Source organism: Agromyces fucosus, assembly GCF_004134865.1.
Taxonomy (GTDB): domain Bacteria; phylum Actinomycetota; class Actinomycetes; order Actinomycetales; family Microbacteriaceae; genus Agromyces; species Agromyces fucosus.
Genome location: NZ_SDPO01000004.1, coordinates 499,174 through 515,292, shown reverse-complemented (window position 1 = coordinate 515,292; position 16,119 = coordinate 499,174). Strand labels below are relative to the sequence as shown.

Genomic DNA, 16,119 nt, shown 5'->3' with positions numbered 1-16,119 from the left:
GCTCCGCCGACGGATCGTCAACGGGGGCAGCGATATGAACGGCAAGAGCGGCACGAACCAGGGCATGGTACGCGTTGTCGCCGTCACGGCGGTGGCAGTACTCGCGCTGGGAGTCACGGCTTGCACCGCGGGCACGACCGACGAACCGTCGCCGAGCGGGTCCGTCGTCGCACTCGGCGAAGCACCCAATCAAGACGTCGTCGAGCTCTACACGGATCGCGACACGGCAGTGGCCGCCGCCGTCGATGCGCTTCCCCGGTTCATCGAGAAGGCGCTCGAGCAGACCGGAGTGCCCGGCGCGGCCGTCGCGGTCGTCTCGAACGGTGAGGTCGTGTTCGAAGAGGGATACGGTGTGCGGGACGTGTCGACCGGGGAGCCCGTCAGCGTCGATACCGTCTTCCAGATCGCGTCGCTGTCGAAGCCGCTCTCGTCGAGCATCGCTGCGAAAGCCATCACCGAAGACGCCGATCTGTCGTGGGAGGACCCGGTCGTCGAATACCTCCCCGACTTCGCGCTGAACGATCCGTACGTGACCGAACATGGAAAGATCGCCGACTACTTCTCGCACCGCACCGGCATTCCGACCGGCGGCGGCGATGACCTGGAGGACATCGGCTTCGATGTCGACTACATCATGGCCCACATGAACCAGATTCCGCTGGCGTCGTTCCGCGACACGTACCAGTACTCCAACTTCGGACTGACGGTGGGCGGCGAGGCGGTCGCGGCGTCGCGCGGGCAGACGTGGGCGCAGACCGCGAACGAACTGCTGTTCGAGCCGCTCGGCATGACGTCGACGACGACCGTCCACGACGACTATCTCGCCGCGGATGACCGCGCGGCAATGCACGCCCGTACCGGCGAAGGACAGTACGAGCAGCTGTTCGACCGTGACGCCGATGCCGAGGCTCCTGCCGGCGGTGTCGCCTCCACCGCCGGAGACATCGCGAAGTGGATGAACATGGTGCTCGCGAACGGCGAGGTCGACGGCGCGGAGTTCATCGACCCGCTCGTGCTCGCCAAGACCTACTCGGCGCATTCGATCACCGGCGGCGATGCCAAGGACCTGACGTCGCGCACCTCGCACTACGGATTCGGCACGAACGTCGGTGCCACCGTGACCGGCCGCGTCAGCATCAGCCACTCCGGCGCATTCGGGTGGGGTTCCGCCACGAACGCCACGATGATCCCCGATCTGGACCTCGGGATCGTCGTGCTCACGAACGGAGCGCCGTCGGGGGTTCCGGAAGCGGTCGTCTCGGAGTTCGTCGACCTCGTTCAGTTCGGCGAGGAGACGCGACCCTGGTTGGACCTCTGGCCCGGCGTCTTCGAGCACTTCTCCGACCCGGCGGGCGACCTCGTCGGCGAGGAGCCCCCCGCAGATGGCGCGGCAGCGGGTCCGGCCGCCGACTATGTCGGCACCTATACGAGCCCCTACTTCGGCGACTTCGTCGTGACCGAGGACAACGGCACCCTCACCGGCGCGCTCGGCCCCGAGGGCGGCTACACGTTCGAGATCGATCCGTGGGACGGCGACACGCTGTCCTTCGTGCCGACCGGTGAGAACGCGCTCCCCGGATCGCTCTCCTCGGCGGTCTTCGTCCGCGAGGGCGGGCAGATCACCGGGGTCACCTTGACGTACTTCAACAAGTTCCCGGCACCGGGGCAGGAGCCGAACGGGCTCGGCGTCTTCACCCGGGCCGGCTGAGCCTCTCTGTTCAGGCCGACGCTGTTCAGGCCGACGCTGTTCGGGCCGACGCTGTTCAGGCCGCCGCGCGAAGTTCCGACGCCAGTGCGGGGGAGAGGTCGCCGCGCCCGGTGACGCTCACCTCGCCGAGCCCCTGCCAGGCAGCCGCGCGCTGCAGCACGGGCACGAGGCGTGCAGCGGTCTCGGCCGGCGCCCCTGGTTCGCTCCAGGCCGACTGGACGCGCAGCACGCCCGCCTGCCGGTCGCTCTTCAGGTCGACTCGGCCGACGACGCGATCGTCGATGAGCACCGGCAGCGAGTAGTACCCGAACTTGCGCTCGGGCTCGGGCGTGTAGATCTCGATGCGGTAGTGGAAGCCGAAGAGGCGCTCGGTGCGCGGCCGGAACCACACCACTGGGTCGAACGGTGAGAGCACCGCCTCCGTCTCGATGCGCCGCGGCCGCTTCGCGTCGCGGTGCAGCCAGGCCGGCGTCTGCCGCGCCCCGGTCGTCCACCCCGGCACCTCGACGGGCAGGAGCACCCCGGCCTCCTCGAGTTCGGTGATCGCCTGCCGCACGGGCGCGCGCTTCATGCGCCAGTAGTCGGCGAGGTCGGCCTCGGTCGCGATGCCCTGAGCGGATGCCGCGAGCCCCACGAGTTCGCGAACGGCGTCGGCTTCGGCCGGGGCGCTGCCCAGCAGCTCGCTCGGCAGCGCCTGCTCGGGCAGGGCGTAGACGCGTTCGAAGCGGCGCCGCTCGACGCACACGACGTCGCCGGTGCGGAACATCATCTCGAGCGTTCGCTTGACATCGGACCAGCCCCACCAGGGGCCCCGGCGCTCGTTGGAGTCATGCTCGATCTCGCTGGCGCGCATCGGGCCGTTGGCCGCGAGCTCGGCTCGGAGCCACTCGGCGAGCGAGCGATTCTCGGTGACCCATCCGCCCCAATCGCTGCCCTTGGCGCGATACTCCTCGCGGCGGAACTCGAACAGCGGCCAGAGCTCGCGGGGGATGTACGCGGCCTGGTGCGCCCAGTACTCGACCATGCGACCCCGTCGCCCGGTCGTGATGCGGTCGAGCACGGTGCGGTCGTACGCGCCGATACGGCTGAACGCGGGCAGGTAGTGGCTGCGCTCGAACACGTTGACCGAGTCGATCTGCAGCAGCGCGAGACGATCGATGACGCCGTTGACGGCGCGCGTGCCTGGCGACTCGGGCAGCGAGCGTGAGAAGCCCTGCGCGGCGAGCGCGATGCGACGGGCGAGGGCGGGGCTGACGACGTCGACCATGATCACCGACGATAGCGGGCACGACCGACACCGCAGGGCCGCGGGGGCGCGCGGCATCCGTCGCCCATGCCGCCCGGTTCATACGCCGCGCCTAGACTGGAGCGATGACGGACTCCACGGGGCGGAAACGGGGCCGATTGTCGCGGGGCGCAGCGGAGACGCAGCCGCCCGCACCGGTGGAGGCTGCGCCGCGCGACGTGACCGAGAGCATCCCGTTCGGCGTGCGTCTCGCCGCCAGCTGGTCGTGGCGCATGCTGCTCATCGGCGGAGTGCTCGCCGTCGTCGTCTTCCTGATCATCCAGCTGCGGCTCATCGTCATCCCGATCCTCGTCGCGGTGCTGGTCGGCGCGCTGCTCGTGCCGTTCTCCGGCCTGTTGCAGAAGCACCGCTGGCCGAAATGGCTCGCGGTCACGACCGCCATGCTCTCGGCGCTGATCGTGGTCGGCGGCCTGCTCACGCTCGGGATCACGCAGATCGTGCGCGGCTCCGACGAGCTCGCCGCGCAGTCGCTCGTCGCCTGGGACCAGTTCCGCGAATGGCTGCTCGAGGGCCCGTTCCACATCACCGAGGCCCAGCTGAACGACTGGGTCGATCAGATCATCACGTCGGTGCAGCAGGACTCCAGCGTGCTCGTGAGCGGTGCGCTCTCGCTCAGCTCGACGCTCGGGCACTTCCTCGCGGGCATGCTGCTCGCGCTCTTCGCGACGCTCTTCATCCTCATCGACGGCCGCGGCATCTGGAACTGGATCGTCGGCATCTTCCCGCGTCGCGGCCGTGCCGCGATCGACGGGGCCGGGCATGCCGGCTGGGCGACGCTCCAGAACTTCGTGAAGGTGCAGATCCTCGTCGCCACGATCGACGCGATCGGCATCGGACTCGGCGCGTTCTTCCTCGGCGTCCCCCTCGCGGTGCCGATCGCCATCCTCGTGTTCCTCGGCTCCTTCATCCCGATCGTCGGTGCGGTCGCCACCGGCGCACTCGCCGTCTTCGTCGCCCTCGTCTACAACGGACCCGTGATCGCGCTCATCATGCTCGGCATCGTGCTGCTCGTGCAGCAGGTCGAGGGCCACGTGCTGCAGCCGCTCATCATGGGCACCGCCGTGAAGGTGCATCCGCTCGGCGTGGTCGTCGCGGTGGCGACCGGTTCGCTCCTCGCCGGCATCCCCGGTGCGCTCTTCGCGGTGCCCGTCGCCGCGGTCGTGAACGTCATGATCCTCTCGGTCGCGAGCGGCGCGTGGAAGAACGATGCCGCACCTCCGCCGCCGCCCCGTTCGGCGCTCTGGCGCACGGTGCCGCAGCGCCCAGGCTACAAACGAGGAGAATGAACGACTTGACGCCCACGATCACGATCGCAGGACCGAGCCTCGCCGATTTCGAGCGTGCGCGAGGCGTGGTCTCCGTCGTCGCCCGGCAGACGCCCATGGAGTCCTCGCGGTTCCTCGCCGAACTCCTCGGCGTGCCCGTGCACCTGAAATGCGAGAACCTGCAGCGCACGGGCTCGTACAAGCTCCGCGGCGCCTATCACCGCATCGCCGCGCTGACCGAGTCGGAACGCGCACGCGGGGTCGTCGCAGCCTCGGCCGGCAACCACGCACAGGGCGTCGCGTTCGCCGCGCGTGAACTCGGCATCAGCGCCACGATCTTCATGCCCGTCGGGGTCGCGCTGCCGAAGCTCGAGGCGACCCGCGCCTACGGCGCGGACGTCGTGCTCCGCGGCGACTCCGTCGGCGAGACGCTCGAAGCTGCGGCGGTGTTCGCCGACGAGACCGGCGCCGTCATCATCCCGCCGTTCGACCACCCCGACGTGATCGCGGGTCAGGGCACGCTCGGACTCGAGATCCTCGAGCAGACGCCCGACGTCGCCACCATCATCGTGCCCATCGGCGGTGGCGGGCTCGCCGCCGGCATCGCGAGCGCCGCCAAGCAGCGCGCCGCCCAGCTCGGCCGCACGATCCGCATCGTCGGCGTGCAGGCCGAGAACGCCGCGCCCTACGTGGCGTCGCTCGCCGCCGGCTCGCCGCAGCGGGTGCCGGTCGTGCCGACCATCGCCGACGGCATCGCCGTCTACCGGCCCGGCGAGCTGAACTTCGAGATCATCCGCGAGGCGATCGACGAGATCGTCACAGTCACCGAAGACGACATCGCGAGGGCGCTCCTCGTGCTGCTCGAGCGAGCGAAGCTCGTGGTCGAGCCGGCCGGCGCGGTCTCGGTCGCCGCCATCATGACGGGCCAGATCGTCTCAGACGGCCCGGTCGTCGCGATGCTCTCGGGCGGCAACATCGATCCGCTCCTCATGCAGCGGGTGATCGCGCACGGGCTCGCGGCATCCGATCGGTACCTCACGCTCCGCATCGGCATGCCCGACCGTCCCGGCCAGCTCGCCCGCATCGCCGAGCTGCTCGCCGAAGCGAACGCGAACGTCATCGAGGTGCTGCACACGCGCCACGGATCAGGACTGCAGATCTCGGAGGTCGAGCTCAAGCTCTCCATCGAGACCCGCGGTCCCGACCACCGGGCCGAGGTCGTCGAGGTGCTGCGCCGAGCCGGCTACGAGCCCGTCGTCGACAACGACTAGTCGGGGTTCCGGTCAGGTCGCGGAGGAGGCCTCAGGCCTACTGGCCGCCCCAGGTCTCGACGCTCGTGACCTCGACATCGATCTCACGGCCGTTGGGCGCGGTGTAGCTCGTCTTCTCGCCGACCTTCAGGCCGAGGATCGCGGCGCCGAGCGGGCTCTGCGTGCTCCAGACGTCGAGCTCGGAGTCGCCGGCGATCTCGCGGCTGCCGATCAGGAACGTCTCTTCATCGCCCGCGATGATGGCCGTGATGACGGTGCCGGCCTCGACGACGCCCGACGACTGCGGCGCCTCGCCGACCTCGGCGGTGCGGAGCAGTTCCTTCAGCTGACGGATGCGGGCCTCCATCTTGCCCTGCTCGTCTTTGGCGGCGTGGTAGCCGCCGTTCTCCTTGAGGTCGCCCTCCTCGCGCGCGGACTCGATTCGCTTCGCGATCTCTTCGCGGCCGTGCGTGGAGAGGTGCTCGAGTTCCCCTGCCAGGCGGTCGTAGGCCTCCTGGGTGAGCCAGGTCGCGGTGACGTCCTGCGCCATGATGCACACTCCCGTGTCATGCAGCCTCGACTGCACTCCGTATAGACGTGTCGCCCCGACGGATGTCGGAGCGAATGCCCCATGTTAGGTGAGCCAGCAACCGTAAATCAAACCGGTGTTCGCCTCCTGGGCGACTCGTACCGTCTCTGTGAGACTGCGGAGGTGCCGATCGGACGCCGGCACCTCGACGATCTTCCAGCCCACGACCGTGAAGTCCTCGTTGAAGGCCTGCACGGCGCACGCGGTCTCGTTGCCCGGCGGGACCGACAGGGTCCAGGTGACCTCGACGGCCCGGTCCTCGTTCAGGAGGCGGTGGCCGGTGTCGGTGACCTCGATCTGCGGCTTCTGGCCGTCGAGACCCGCCCAGACGACCCACGCGACGAGCACGATCGCGAAGGCGATCGCTCCGCCGATCAGCAGCATGCGATCGCGGGTGCGGTGCGTGCGGGTGCGCCCGTAGCGCTCGTCGAGCGCGCCGTCGCCGGGTGCTGAGTTCGGGGGCGCTGCGTTCGAGGGCGCCGAGTTCGAGGGCGCTGCGTTCTGGGGCGTGGTCACCGCAGGCTCCTCGGGGGTCGATCGTCTAGGCTTGGATTCAAGCCTAACGCGCCCGGCGCAGGCCGATGCTCGACAGTGCAAGCGTGGATCACCGCACGCGTGAAAGAGAGTCCGATGCTCGTCGTCCCAGCCCTGATCGTCCTGGCCGAAGACGAGGAGTTCGACCCGAACACCGTGACGCCCGGCATCTGGGGCTTCGTCATCACGTTCCTCATCATGGTCGTGGTGGTGCTGCTCGTGCTCGACATGGTGCGCCGCATCCGCCGCACGAACTACCGCATCGAGGTGCGCGAGCAGCTCGAGGCCGAGGCGCGCGACGCCGAGATCGCCGAGGCCGACGGCCAGGTGACGGATGCCTCCGGCACCCTGCCCCCCGCCGAACCCGGTTCGACCGACGACGGGCCCGACGAGGCATCCGCTCGCTGAACGGGTCTCGAAACGCTCGCTGATCGGGTCTCGAAACGCTCGTTTCGCTCGTTCCTCGACCTGCGTCGATCGCCGCGTCAGCCGACGTGGTAGACGGGGGCGATCGCGATGAGCAGCGTCGCCGTCCAGTGGCACATGAACGCGAGCACCGTGCAGGCGTGGAAGATCTCGTGGAACCCGAAGACGCCCGGCCAGGGGTTCGGCTTCTTCAGCCCGTAGACGATTGCCCCGCCGGTGTAGAGCAGGCCGCCGACGATCACGAGCACCATCATCGCGGCGTTCGCGGCGAGCAGGTCGCCGAGGTACATCACGGCCGCCCAGCCGAGCAGCAGGTAGAGCGCCACGTAGAGCCATCGGGGCGCGCCGATCCAGAACACGCGGAAGCCGATGCCCGCGAGGGCCCCGGCCCAGACGACGCCGAGGAGCAGCCAGCCCTTGTCGGGCGGCAGGGCGAGCACCGCGAGCGGCGTGTAGGTGCCCGCGATCAGCAGGAAGATGTTGGCGTGGTCGATGCGCTTCAGCAGGAGCTTCGTCTTGGGCTTCCAGTCGAAGCGGTGGTACAGCGCCGAGTTGCCGAAGAGCAGCATCGAGGAGAGCACGAAGACCGCAGAGGCCCACTTCGCCGGGGCACCCTCGGCGAGCACGATGAGCACGATGCCCGCGACGATCGTGACGGGGAAGGTGCCGGCGTGGATCCAGCCGCGCCACGTGGGCTTGACCTCTTCGGGATGTGCGAGCGAGTCGTCGAGCAGGGGGATGTTGGGCAGATCGGGCCCGTGCTCGCCCCGCGAGACGGCCACGTCTTGGGGGTCGTCGGGCGCGACGGGGCGGGAGAGTTCATCCATGGCATCGTGCGATGCGCGCCGGCGCTTCGAGGTCATGCTGACAGCGTAGGACCTCGCCGGTCACGACCGCCTGTGAGTGTCGGATGCCGCGGAGGGGTAGCGTAGTCCCGTGCAGACGAGCGATCAGCCCCTCGGTCGCGGCATCCTCTACCGCCTCTATCAGAACCGGCTCCGGCGCGGACTCGACCCCGAGGCCATGCCGCGCCATGTCGCGATGATCATCGACGGCAACCGCCGGTGGGCGAAGCAGCTCGGCTACGACACGGCGGCCCACGGCCACCGTGCGGGCGCGGCGAAGATGCGCGAGTTCCTCGAGTGGTGCGACGACGCCGGCATCAAGACGGTCACCCTCTACCTGCTCTCGAGCGACAACCTCGGCAACCGCCCCTCCGCCGAGCTCGCGGACCTCATCGAGATCATCGCGGAGCTCGCCGAGGAGCTCTCGCACTACCGCGACTGGCGCGTGCAGCACGTCGGGTCGGATGCCGGGCTCCCCGTGCCCCTCGTCGCTGCCCTCGACGCCGCAGAGCACCGCACCGCCGACAAGCACGGACTGCACGTCAACCTGGCCGTCGGCTACGGCGGCCGCAAGGAGATCACCGACGCGATGCGCTCGATCGTGGCCGAGCATCACGCCGAGGGGCGGAGCCTCGACGACCTGGCCGAGCGGCTGACGCCCGACCTCATCGGCCAGCACCTCTACACCGGCGGCCAGCCCGATCCCGACCTCGTCATCCGCACCTCGGGCGAGCAGCGGCTCAGCGACTTCATGCTCTGGCAGTCGGCCCACAGCGAGTTCTACTTCGTCGAGGCACTCGGCCCCGACCTCCGCAAGGTCGACTTCCTTCGGGCGCTCCGCGACTACACGAAGCGTCATCGCCGATTCGGCGGATGACTCGCGACACCCTCGTCTGCGAGACTATGCGCGCCGATCAACTCCGCCTCGATGAAGGGGGCACCACCACGTGACCATCGACGATTTCACGGCCGGATTCACCCAGGAACCCGGATACCTCGACTACGGCCGGGTCGGGCCGCTCTCGACTGCCGCAGCCGAGGAGTCGCTCGTCTTCACCCAGGTGCTGCAGCGCGCCCGCCACGGCAGCCTCGACGAGATCCGCGAGCAAGACGGCCGGGTGCGCGCGGCGGCATCGGCGGTCACCGGGTTCCCGGCCGATCAGATCGTCTTCCAGCCCAACACGACGACCGGCATCATGCACGCGATGTTCGGCCTCACCGGCGGGGTGCTGCTCTCGGCCGACGAGTTCCCGAGCCTGCCCATCGCCGCGGTGCGCGCCCAGGAGGCGCTGCACACCGTGCAGCCCGTGTGGCTCGAGACCGACCACGGCAAGGTGACCCCCGGCCAGATCCGCGAACAGCTCGAGTCGAACGTCGCCGCCGTCGCGGTGAGCCTCGTCGACTCGCGCTCGGGCTACCTCTGCGACATCGAGGGCATCCGCCAGGTCATCGGCGATCGGCTGCTGATCGTCGACGCGATCCAGGGCTTCGGCGTCGTCGACGCCCCCTGGGAGGTGGCCGACGTCGTGCTGACCGGCGGGCAGAAGTGGTGCCGCGCCGGCTGGGGCACGGGGTTCATGGCCCTGTCGCCGCGTGCGCTCGACCAGTTGACCCCCGTGTTCTCCGGCTTCACCGGCACCGAAGAGGACGAGCCCTGGGGCGAGGTGCCGCCGCCGGCATCTGGTGCACGCGCCTACCGCGTGTCGAACCCCGACCCGCTCGCCGAGGCCAGGTTCGCAGCGAGCCTCGAGGAGATCGCCGGGGTCGGCGTCGACGCGATCAACGCCGCGATGGCCGAGCGGGTCAGCCAGACCATCGAGCTCGCCGACGAGTTCGCGATCGCGGTCGTCTCCTCGCGCGACGAGCGCGAGCGCGCCGGCATCGTGGTGCTCGAGCCGCCGACCGAGCAGGTGACGCTGCTCACGGCGTCACTGCACAACCACGGCGTGACGGCGACCATGCGGCAGGGGAGGATCCGCCTGTCGGTCCACGCCGCCACGTCGGGCGAGACGCTCGACATGCTGCGCGCGGCGTTCGTCTCGTACGGCACCGCGGCGAGCTACTGACGCCTCTGCGGGTGGAGCCCGTCGAAACGGCTTCCACGAACGCGGGGTTTCGACATGCGCGCACGGCGCAATGTGAACGTGAGATGACCCGCCGCGTGTCGCTTCCGGGGTTCCGGCCAGACGGACGTAGGTTCACCTCAACAGGTAAATCACCTGTTCGAGTCGGCTCGTGAACCGCTCGTGGGAGGATCACCGCCGACGCGGAATGCCGAGCTGAAGCTCGGGGCGGGAGCTGGCGTGTCACTCTCTACCTCCAACTCGACCGATGCAGCACAGGACGTCTCGGCGGTCGCCGCGACACGACAGGCTGAGCGCACGTACGTGCTCGACACCTCGGTGCTGCTCTCCGATCCGAAGGCCCTGTTCCGCTTCGACGAGCACGCGGTCGTGCTGCCCGTCGTCGTGATCACGGAGCTCGAGGCCAAGCGGAACGACCCCGAGATCGGCTACTTCGCCCGTCAGGCGCTGCGCATCCTCGACGAGCTGCGCGTCGAGCACGAGCGACTCGACTTCCCGATCACCGTCGGCGACGGGGGGTCGCTCCGCGTCGAGCTGAACCACAGCGACCAGAGCGTGCTGCCCTCGGGGCTGCGGCTCTCCGACAACGACTCGCGCATCCTCGCGTGCGCGCTGAACCTCGCCAATGAGGGCCTCGCCGTCACCGTCGTCTCGAAGGACCTGCCGCTGCGCGTGAAAGCCGCCTCGATCGGCCTCGACGCCGCGGAGTACCGGCACGAGCTCGCGATCGACTCGGGTTGGAACGGCATGGCCGAGCTCGACCTCGGCTCCAACGACATGGCGAAGCTCTACGAGCACGAACACCTGACGGTCGGCGCCGACCTCGAGCAGCCGATCAACACCGGCCTCGTCATCCACTCCGACCGCGGCTCGGCGCTCGGCCGCGTCGTGGGCGAGCGCGAGGTGCGGCTCGTGCGCGGCGACCGCGAGGTCTTCGGACTGCACGGGCGCTCGGCCGAGCAGCGGCTCGCGATCGACCTGCTGCTCGATCCCGAGATCGGCATCCTCTCGCTCGGCGGCCGCGCCGGCACCGGCAAGTCGGCGCTCGCCCTCTGCGCCGGCCTCGAGGCGGTGCTCGAACGGCAGCAGCACAAGAAGATCATGGTGTTCCGTCCGCTGTACGCAGTGGGCGGCCAGGAGCTCGGCTACCTGCCGGGCGACCAGGGCGAGAAGATGAACCCCTGGGGCCAGGCCGTGTTCGACACGCTCGGCTCGGTGGTCTCCGACAACGTGCTCGAAGAGGTCGTCGAACGCGGCATCCTCGAGGTGCTGCCGCTGACGCACATCCGCGGGCGTTCGCTGCACGATGCGTTCGTGATCGTCGACGAGGCGCAGTCGCTCGAGCGCAACGTGCTGCTGACCGTGCTCTCCCGCGTCGGCCAGAACTCTCGGGTGGTGCTCACCCACGACGTCGCCCAGCGCGACAACCTGCGGGTCGGCCGCCACGACGGCGTCGCCAGCGTGATCGAGACGCTGAAGGGACATCCGCTCTTCGCCCACATCACGCTCACCCGCTCGGAGCGCTCGGCGATCGCCGCCCTCGTGGCTGAGATGCTCGACGGGCACGAACTGGCGTAACCGTACGTCCTCGAGCCGCTCCCGGTCCGTGGAGCGGCTCGAGGCTACCCGTACAGCTTCGCGTCGTAGGTGCGCCCGTAGTACGCGTCGAGCGCTTCGATCGACTCGTTCGGGCGCTCGAGGATCTGCGCGATGACCGCGCGACGAGGTGCAGCCCCCGGGTTCCAGTACTCGGGCTTCCACGTCTGCGATCGGAGGAACGCCTTCGAGCAGTGCGAGAAGACCTCGTCGATCGCGACCTCGAGGACGAGCTCCGGTTCGTGGCCCCGCACCTGCATGCGATCGGCGTAGGGCGCATCCCGCAGGAGACGGCCCCGGCCGTTGATGCGAAGGGTGTCGCCGCGACCGGGGATGACGAAGAGCAGCCCGACGTTCGGGTTCTCGAGCACGTTGTGGAAGCCGTCGGCCCGTCGGTTGCCCGGCCGTTCGGGGATCGCGATCGTCGTCTCGTCGAGCACGATCGCGAAACCGGCGGGGTCGCCCTTGGGGGAGACGTCGGCATTGCCGGCGGCATCCGCCGTCGAGACGAAGCAGAGCGGGGATGCCGCGAGCCACTGCCGATCGAGGTCGTGCAGCCGGGCGCGCGACTTGTCGCGAGCCGCGGGCAACGGTCGGCCGATGATCTCCTCGAGCTCGGCGGCGGTCGTGACGGGGATGCCTCCATGATCCATGGCTCCACGCTACGCCCGCGGTTGAGGTGGATCGGCCGGGACCGCGGCGCCTGAGAAGATCGGATCATGCGGGCGAATCGTGCAGTGCTCTTCGACGTCGACGGCACGCTGATCGACGCGATGGCCGGCCAGCGACGCATCTGGCAGGAGTGGGCCGAGCGGTTCGAGCTCGACCCGTCGGTCGTGTACGAGACGGCGCTGCGCACCAGGCCGGTCGAGACCGTCGCCGAACTGCTGCCGGGGCGCGACCCTGCCCCGCTCGTCGCCGTGTTCGATCGATTCGAAGATGCGGAGGCCGCGCATGGGCCGCTGCATGCGGTTGACGGAGCTGCGCTGCTCCTCTCGTCGCTCGAGCCGCAAACCTGGGCCCTCGTGACCTCGAACGCCGAACGACGGGTGACGGCACGGTTCCGGCGACTCGGACTGCCGGTGCCCGACGTCATCGTCGACAACACGTCGACCCGCCGTGGCAAGCCGTCGCCCGACCCCTACTTGCTCGCGGCCCATCGACTCGGCGCCCACCCGAGCGACTGCCTCGTGATCGAGGACGCCCCCTCGGGCGTTGCAGCCGGGATCGCCGCCGGTATGACGACCTGGAGCGTGAACGGCGAGGTGCCGGTCGCGGGTGCCCATCGGCACTTCCTCACGCTCGCCGAGGCAACCCCCGATATCGTCGCCTTCGTCGCGGGCCGCGACGGGCACGCGGCATCCGCCTGACGCATTTACGACGAAGCGCCCCGCCGGATCGGCGGGGCGCTCCTGCTCGGCACAGGTGCCGAGCGACTACTTCGCCTGCGGCGGACGCGTCATCGACAGCAGGTCGAGTGCCGTGTCGAGCTGCTCGACCGTGAGGTCGCCGCGCTCGACGTAGCCGAGGTCGATGACGGCCTCGCGAACCGTGATGCCCTTGGCGACCGAGTGCTTCGCGATCTTCGCGGCGGCCTCGTAGCCGATGAGCTTGTTGAGCGGGGTCACGATCGAGGGCGACATGCCCGCGAGGGCCGTCGCGCGCTCGACATCGGCCTCGAGACCGTCGATCGTCTTGTCGGCGAGCACGCGAACGGAGTTCGAGAGCAGGCGGATCGACTCGAGGAGTGCGGTGCCCATGACCGGGATCTGCACGTTGAGCTCGAAGGCACCGGATGCACCGGCCCATGCGATCGTCGCATCGTTGCCGATGACCCGTGCGCAGACCATGAGCACTGCCTCGGGGACGACGGGGTTGACCTTGCCCGGCATGATCGAGGAGCCCGGCTGCAGGTCGGGGATGCGCAGTTCGCCGAGACCCGTGTTCGGGCCCGAGCCCATCCAGCGGAGGTCGTTCGAGATCTTCGTGAGGCTCACGGCGATCGTGCGCAGCGCGCCCGAGGCGTCGACGAGACCGTCGCGGTTGGCCTGCGCCTCGAAGTGGTCGGCGGCCTCGGTGACCGGCAGTTCGGTCTCGGCCTGCAGGAGCGAGATGACGAGCTGCGGGAACCCGGCCGGGGTGTTGATGCCGGTGCCGACGGCGGTGCCGCCGAGCGGGACCTCTGCCACGCGGGGGAGCGCCGTGCGCACGCGCTCGATGCCGAGGCGGATCTGGCGGGCGTAGCCGCCGAACTCCTGGCCGAGCGTGACGGGGGTCGCGTCCATCAGGTGGGTGCGGCCGGCCTTGACGACGCCGGCCCACTCGACGGCCTTCGCCTCGAGGGCGACGGCGAGGTGGTCGAGCGACGGGATGAGCTCGTCGATGAGCGCCGCCGTGACGGCGATGTGCACCGAGGTCGGGAAGACGTCGTTCGACGACTGCGAGGCGTTCACGTGGTCGTTGGGGTGCACCGCACTGCCGAGCTTGCCCGTCGCGATCGTGGCGAGCACCTCGTTCATGTTCATGTTCGAGGAGGTGCCCGAGCCGGTCTGGTAGACGTCGACCGGGAAGTGCTCGGTGTAGCCGTGCACGCCCGAGATGACCTCGTCTGCGGCGTCTTCGATCGCCTTCGCGATGGCGGGGTCGAGCACTCCGAGCTGGGCGTTCGCCTGCGCGGCCGCCTTCTTGATGCGTGCGAGCGCCTGGATCTGCTGCGGCTCGAGGCCGGCGCCGGAGATCGGGAAGTTCTCGACGGCGCGCTGGGTCTGCGCCCGGTAGAGCGCCGATGCGGGGACCCGCACCTCGCCCATCGTGTCGTGCTCGATGCGATAGTCGGCGGCGTTGTCCACCACGGTGTGATTCCCTTCGATGTGCGGTGCCGGATGTCCCGGCCTTGCCGCTGGTTCAGTCGGCTCGAGTCGTGGGCCCGCGCCAGTCAGACCGAACCGACGACGATGTCGGTCTCGACACGACCCTCGAAGAGTCGGTAGTTCGCTCCGACGATAGCCAGCGTACCCGCTGCGATCGCGTCGCTGATCATCTCGGACGCGGCCACGAGTTCGGTCACGGTGTTGCGCAGGTGCTCGCGGCCGACGAAGCCGGTGTCGACGTGGGCGGGGTCCACCGGCGCGTCTTCGGCGCCGCCCGCGACCTTGCGCACGGCGGGCACGATCTTCTCGACCAGGCCGGCGATGTGCACGGGCAGCGGTGCGGCGTCGGCGGCCTCGGAGTCGATGGCGGCGCGCACGGCACCGCACTCGTCGTGCGCCAGCACGATGACGAGCGGCACGTTCAGCAGGCCGACGGCGTACTCGAGCGAGCCGAGCGACGACGGCGTCACGACCTGGCCGGCGTTGCGCACCACGAACGCGTCGCCGAGCCCGACGTCGAAGATGATCTCGGCGGCGAGACGCGAGTCGCTGCATCCGAAGATCGCGACGAGCGGGCGCTGCGAGTGCGCGAGCGACGCACGGCGGTCGACGTCTTGACGGGGGTGGAGCGGCTTGCCGGCCACGAAGCGGGCGTTGCCGCTGCGCAGCTCGCGCCACGTTTCAGCCGGAGTCTGCGGACGTTCTTTCGGCTGCGTGGTCACGTGGTGCCCTTTCAGTCCTGTGCCTCGATCGTCGGCGTGAGCGCCGACGCGAGGGTCTCGAATTCTTCGGGAGTCGCGGTGCCGAGCAGCACGAAGGTGCTGCCGCCCGCTTCGGTGGTGAGGCCGTAGCGGGCGTTGCCGACGTCTTCGGGGGAGTCGCGGTTGTCGTAGACCGTCCACTCGACGCCGTCGACCGTGGTGGTGCCCACGGCGAGCGTGCGGGCGAGGAGGCCGGCGACCCAGGTGGGGTTCGCGTCGAGACCCTGGTAGAGCCCGATGAACTCGTCGCTCGGAGTGAGGTAACCCACGTACCACGCGGTCACGTCGTCGGCCTGGCTGACGCGGAGCTCGGCGGCGTTGGCGCGCCAGCCCTCGGGCAGCTCGGGGACCGCGAGCGGGTCGGAGCTCGTGGCCTGCGCCTGCTCGGCGAGGGATGCCACGTCGATGTCTCGCTCGATGGGGGTGTCGCTGCGCGGCACGAGCAGCACGATGACGAGCATGATGGCGAGGCTCGCGCCGAGCGCGAGCAGGAGGTTGCGCAGCGTCTGGCGCTGGCGGTGCTTCAGCGAGTTCTCGGCCTTGCGGGCGGCCGTCTCCTCAGGGGTCTCGGGTCGGCCGAGCTCGGCGACGACCCTGGGTGCGCGCTCCGCCATCAGCGGTCGCCGCTGTCGTCGGCCGCCGCGAGGGATGAGCCGGCGCGCGCCGCCTCGAGACGGGCCTTCGCGCCGATCAGCCACTCCTCGCAGCGGGCCGCGAGGGCCTCGCCGCGCTCCCACAGCGCGAGCGACTGCTCGAGCGTCGCCGAACCCTGCTCGAGCTCGCCGACGACCTGCACGAGTTCGTCGCGCGCCTGCTCGTAGCTCAGCTCGGAGACTTCGGTGGTGGAGGGCATGGCGTCCATTCTATTCGGCGTGTTCGTGGGCG

17 protein-coding genes are annotated in these 16,119 nt (G+C 69.7%); 8 read left to right on the top strand and 9 right to left on the bottom strand.

The features are described 5' to 3' along the window. The first annotated feature begins 34 nt into the window (after window positions 1-34). The gene (locus ESP57_RS17850) at window positions 35-1,708 is read left to right on the top strand and encodes a serine hydrolase (RefSeq protein ID WP_165877514.1); all 1,674 of its coding nucleotides are present in this window, start codon (window positions 35-37) and stop codon (window positions 1,706-1,708) included. A gap of 55 nt (window positions 1,709-1,763) precedes the next feature. On the opposite strand, the gene ESP57_RS17845 is transcribed toward ESP57_RS17850, so the two are convergent. After that, window positions 1,764-2,975, bottom strand: coding sequence for a winged helix-turn-helix domain-containing protein (locus ESP57_RS17845; RefSeq protein WP_129232433.1), 1,212 nt, complete (start codon window positions 2,973-2,975; stop codon window positions 1,764-1,766). 104 nt (window positions 2,976-3,079) lie between these two features. Here ESP57_RS17845 and ESP57_RS17840 point away from each other — a divergent pair, with 104 nt between their 5' ends. Continuing rightward, a complete protein-coding gene (locus ESP57_RS17840) occupies window positions 3,080-4,300 on the top strand; it encodes an AI-2E family transporter (RefSeq protein ID WP_129232432.1) in 1,221 nt (406 codons plus the stop codon). Continuing rightward, window positions 4,297-5,550 carry a threonine ammonia-lyase gene (ilvA, locus tag ESP57_RS17835; RefSeq protein WP_056014702.1) on the top strand — a complete coding sequence of 418 codons (1,254 nt, stop codon included), beginning with the start codon at window positions 4,297-4,299 and terminating at the stop codon, window positions 5,548-5,550. The genes ESP57_RS17840 and ilvA overlap by 4 nt, the downstream gene beginning before the upstream one ends. Window positions 5,551-5,587: 37 nt before the next feature. Here the strand turns inward: ilvA and greA are convergent, their stop codons facing one another. Together greA and ESP57_RS17825 are read right to left on the bottom strand one after the other, a co-directional pair. Continuing rightward, entirely contained in the window at window positions 5,588-6,079 is a 492-nt protein-coding gene (greA, locus tag ESP57_RS17830) for a transcription elongation factor GreA (protein ID WP_056014696.1), read from the bottom strand. 84 nt (window positions 6,080-6,163) lie between these two features. Further along, window positions 6,164-6,634, bottom strand: coding sequence for a DUF4307 domain-containing protein (locus ESP57_RS17825; RefSeq protein WP_129232431.1), 471 nt, complete (start codon window positions 6,632-6,634; stop codon window positions 6,164-6,166). A gap of 114 nt (window positions 6,635-6,748) precedes the next feature. Here ESP57_RS17825 and ESP57_RS17820 point away from each other — a divergent pair, with 114 nt between their 5' ends. Continuing rightward, the gene (locus ESP57_RS17820; protein WP_129232430.1) at window positions 6,749-7,060 is read left to right on the top strand and encodes a hypothetical protein; all 312 of its coding nucleotides are present in this window, start codon (window positions 6,749-6,751) and stop codon (window positions 7,058-7,060) included. Window positions 7,061-7,137: 77 nt separating this feature from the next. Here the strand turns inward: ESP57_RS17820 and trhA are convergent, their stop codons facing one another. After that, window positions 7,138-7,941, bottom strand: coding sequence for a PAQR family membrane homeostasis protein TrhA (trhA, locus tag ESP57_RS17815; RefSeq protein WP_243648576.1), 804 nt, complete (start codon window positions 7,939-7,941; stop codon window positions 7,138-7,140). Window positions 7,942-8,014: 73 nt separating this feature from the next. Here trhA and ESP57_RS17810 point away from each other — a divergent pair, with 73 nt between their 5' ends. From ESP57_RS17810 to ESP57_RS17800, 3 genes are all read left to right on the top strand, one after another. Further along, entirely contained in the window at window positions 8,015-8,800 is a 786-nt protein-coding gene (locus ESP57_RS17810; protein WP_056014690.1) for an isoprenyl transferase, read from the top strand. 70 nt (window positions 8,801-8,870) lie between these two features. Continuing rightward, complete coding sequence (locus ESP57_RS17805; RefSeq protein WP_129232429.1) at window positions 8,871-9,989, top strand: aminotransferase class V-fold PLP-dependent enzyme; 1,119 nt, start codon at window positions 8,871-8,873, stop codon at window positions 9,987-9,989. 237 nt (window positions 9,990-10,226) lie between these two features. Then, window positions 10,227-11,585 (top strand): RNA 5'-3' helicase PhoH2, encoded by a 1,359-nt coding sequence (locus tag ESP57_RS17800; protein ID WP_243648575.1) that lies wholly within the window; start codon window positions 10,227-10,229, stop codon window positions 11,583-11,585. Between the two features lie 44 nt (window positions 11,586-11,629). Here ESP57_RS17800 and ESP57_RS17795 read toward each other — a convergent pair whose 3' ends face one another. Continuing rightward, window positions 11,630-12,256 (bottom strand): MSMEG_1061 family FMN-dependent PPOX-type flavoprotein, encoded by a 627-nt coding sequence (locus ESP57_RS17795; protein ID WP_129232428.1) that lies wholly within the window; start codon window positions 12,254-12,256, stop codon window positions 11,630-11,632. A 66-nt stretch (window positions 12,257-12,322) separates the two neighbouring features. On the opposite strand from ESP57_RS17795, the gene ESP57_RS17790 reads away from it, so the two are divergent. Continuing rightward, on the top strand, window positions 12,323-12,973 hold the full coding sequence (locus tag ESP57_RS17790) for an HAD family hydrolase (protein WP_129232427.1): 651 nt from the start codon (window positions 12,323-12,325) through the stop codon (window positions 12,971-12,973). Between the two features lie 66 nt (window positions 12,974-13,039). On the opposite strand, the gene ESP57_RS17785 is transcribed toward ESP57_RS17790, so the two are convergent. The 4 genes from ESP57_RS17785 to ESP57_RS17770 all read right to left on the bottom strand — a co-directional run bounded on the left by ESP57_RS17785 (window position 13,040) and on the right by ESP57_RS17770 (window position 16,096). Continuing rightward, window positions 13,040-14,455 carry a class II fumarate hydratase gene (locus tag ESP57_RS17785; RefSeq protein WP_424220214.1) on the bottom strand — a complete coding sequence of 472 codons (1,416 nt, stop codon included), beginning with the start codon at window positions 14,453-14,455 and terminating at the stop codon, window positions 13,040-13,042. A gap of 83 nt (window positions 14,456-14,538) precedes the next feature. Then, window positions 14,539-15,195: a carbonic anhydrase gene (locus ESP57_RS17780; RefSeq protein ID WP_056014666.1), complete on the bottom strand. Its 657-nt coding sequence runs from the start codon at window positions 15,193-15,195 to the stop codon at window positions 14,539-14,541. An 11-nt stretch (window positions 15,196-15,206) separates the two neighbouring features. Beyond that, window positions 15,207-15,848 (bottom strand): DUF4245 domain-containing protein, encoded by a 642-nt coding sequence (locus ESP57_RS17775; protein WP_056014663.1) that lies wholly within the window; start codon window positions 15,846-15,848, stop codon window positions 15,207-15,209. Beyond that, window positions 15,848-16,096: an exodeoxyribonuclease VII small subunit gene (locus ESP57_RS17770; RefSeq protein ID WP_129232426.1), complete on the bottom strand. Its 249-nt coding sequence runs from the start codon at window positions 16,094-16,096 to the stop codon at window positions 15,848-15,850. The genes ESP57_RS17775 and ESP57_RS17770 overlap by 1 nt, the downstream gene beginning before the upstream one ends. Window positions 16,097-16,119: the final 23 nt, after the last annotated feature.

Coding starts and splice junctions, on each gene's coding strand:
- ESP57_RS17850 (WP_165877514.1), top strand. CDS start 35: ATGAACGGCAAGAGCGGCACGAACCAGGGCATGGTACGCGTTGTCGCC.
- ESP57_RS17845 (WP_129232433.1), bottom strand. CDS start 2,975: ATGGTCGACGTCGTCAGCCCCGCCCTCGCCCGTCGCATCGCGCTCGCC.
- ESP57_RS17840 (WP_129232432.1), top strand. CDS start 3,080: ATGACGGACTCCACGGGGCGGAAACGGGGCCGATTGTCGCGGGGCGCA.
- ilvA (WP_056014702.1), top strand. CDS start 4,297: ATGAACGACTTGACGCCCACGATCACGATCGCAGGACCGAGCCTCGCC.
- greA (WP_056014696.1), bottom strand. CDS start 6,079: ATGGCGCAGGACGTCACCGCGACCTGGCTCACCCAGGAGGCCTACGAC.
- ESP57_RS17820 (WP_129232430.1), top strand. CDS start 6,749: ATGCTCGTCGTCCCAGCCCTGATCGTCCTGGCCGAAGACGAGGAGTTC.
- trhA (WP_243648576.1), bottom strand. CDS start 7,941: ATGACCTCGAAGCGCCGGCGCGCATCGCACGATGCCATGGATGAACTC.
- ESP57_RS17795 (WP_129232428.1), bottom strand. CDS start 12,256: ATGGATCATGGAGGCATCCCCGTCACGACCGCCGCCGAGCTCGAGGAG.
- ESP57_RS17790 (WP_129232427.1), top strand. CDS start 12,323: ATGCGGGCGAATCGTGCAGTGCTCTTCGACGTCGACGGCACGCTGATC.
- ESP57_RS17775 (WP_056014663.1), bottom strand. CDS start 15,848: ATGGCGGAGCGCGCACCCAGGGTCGTCGCCGAGCTCGGCCGACCCGAG.
- ESP57_RS17770 (WP_129232426.1), bottom strand. CDS start 16,096: ATGGACGCCATGCCCTCCACCACCGAAGTCTCCGAGCTGAGCTACGAG.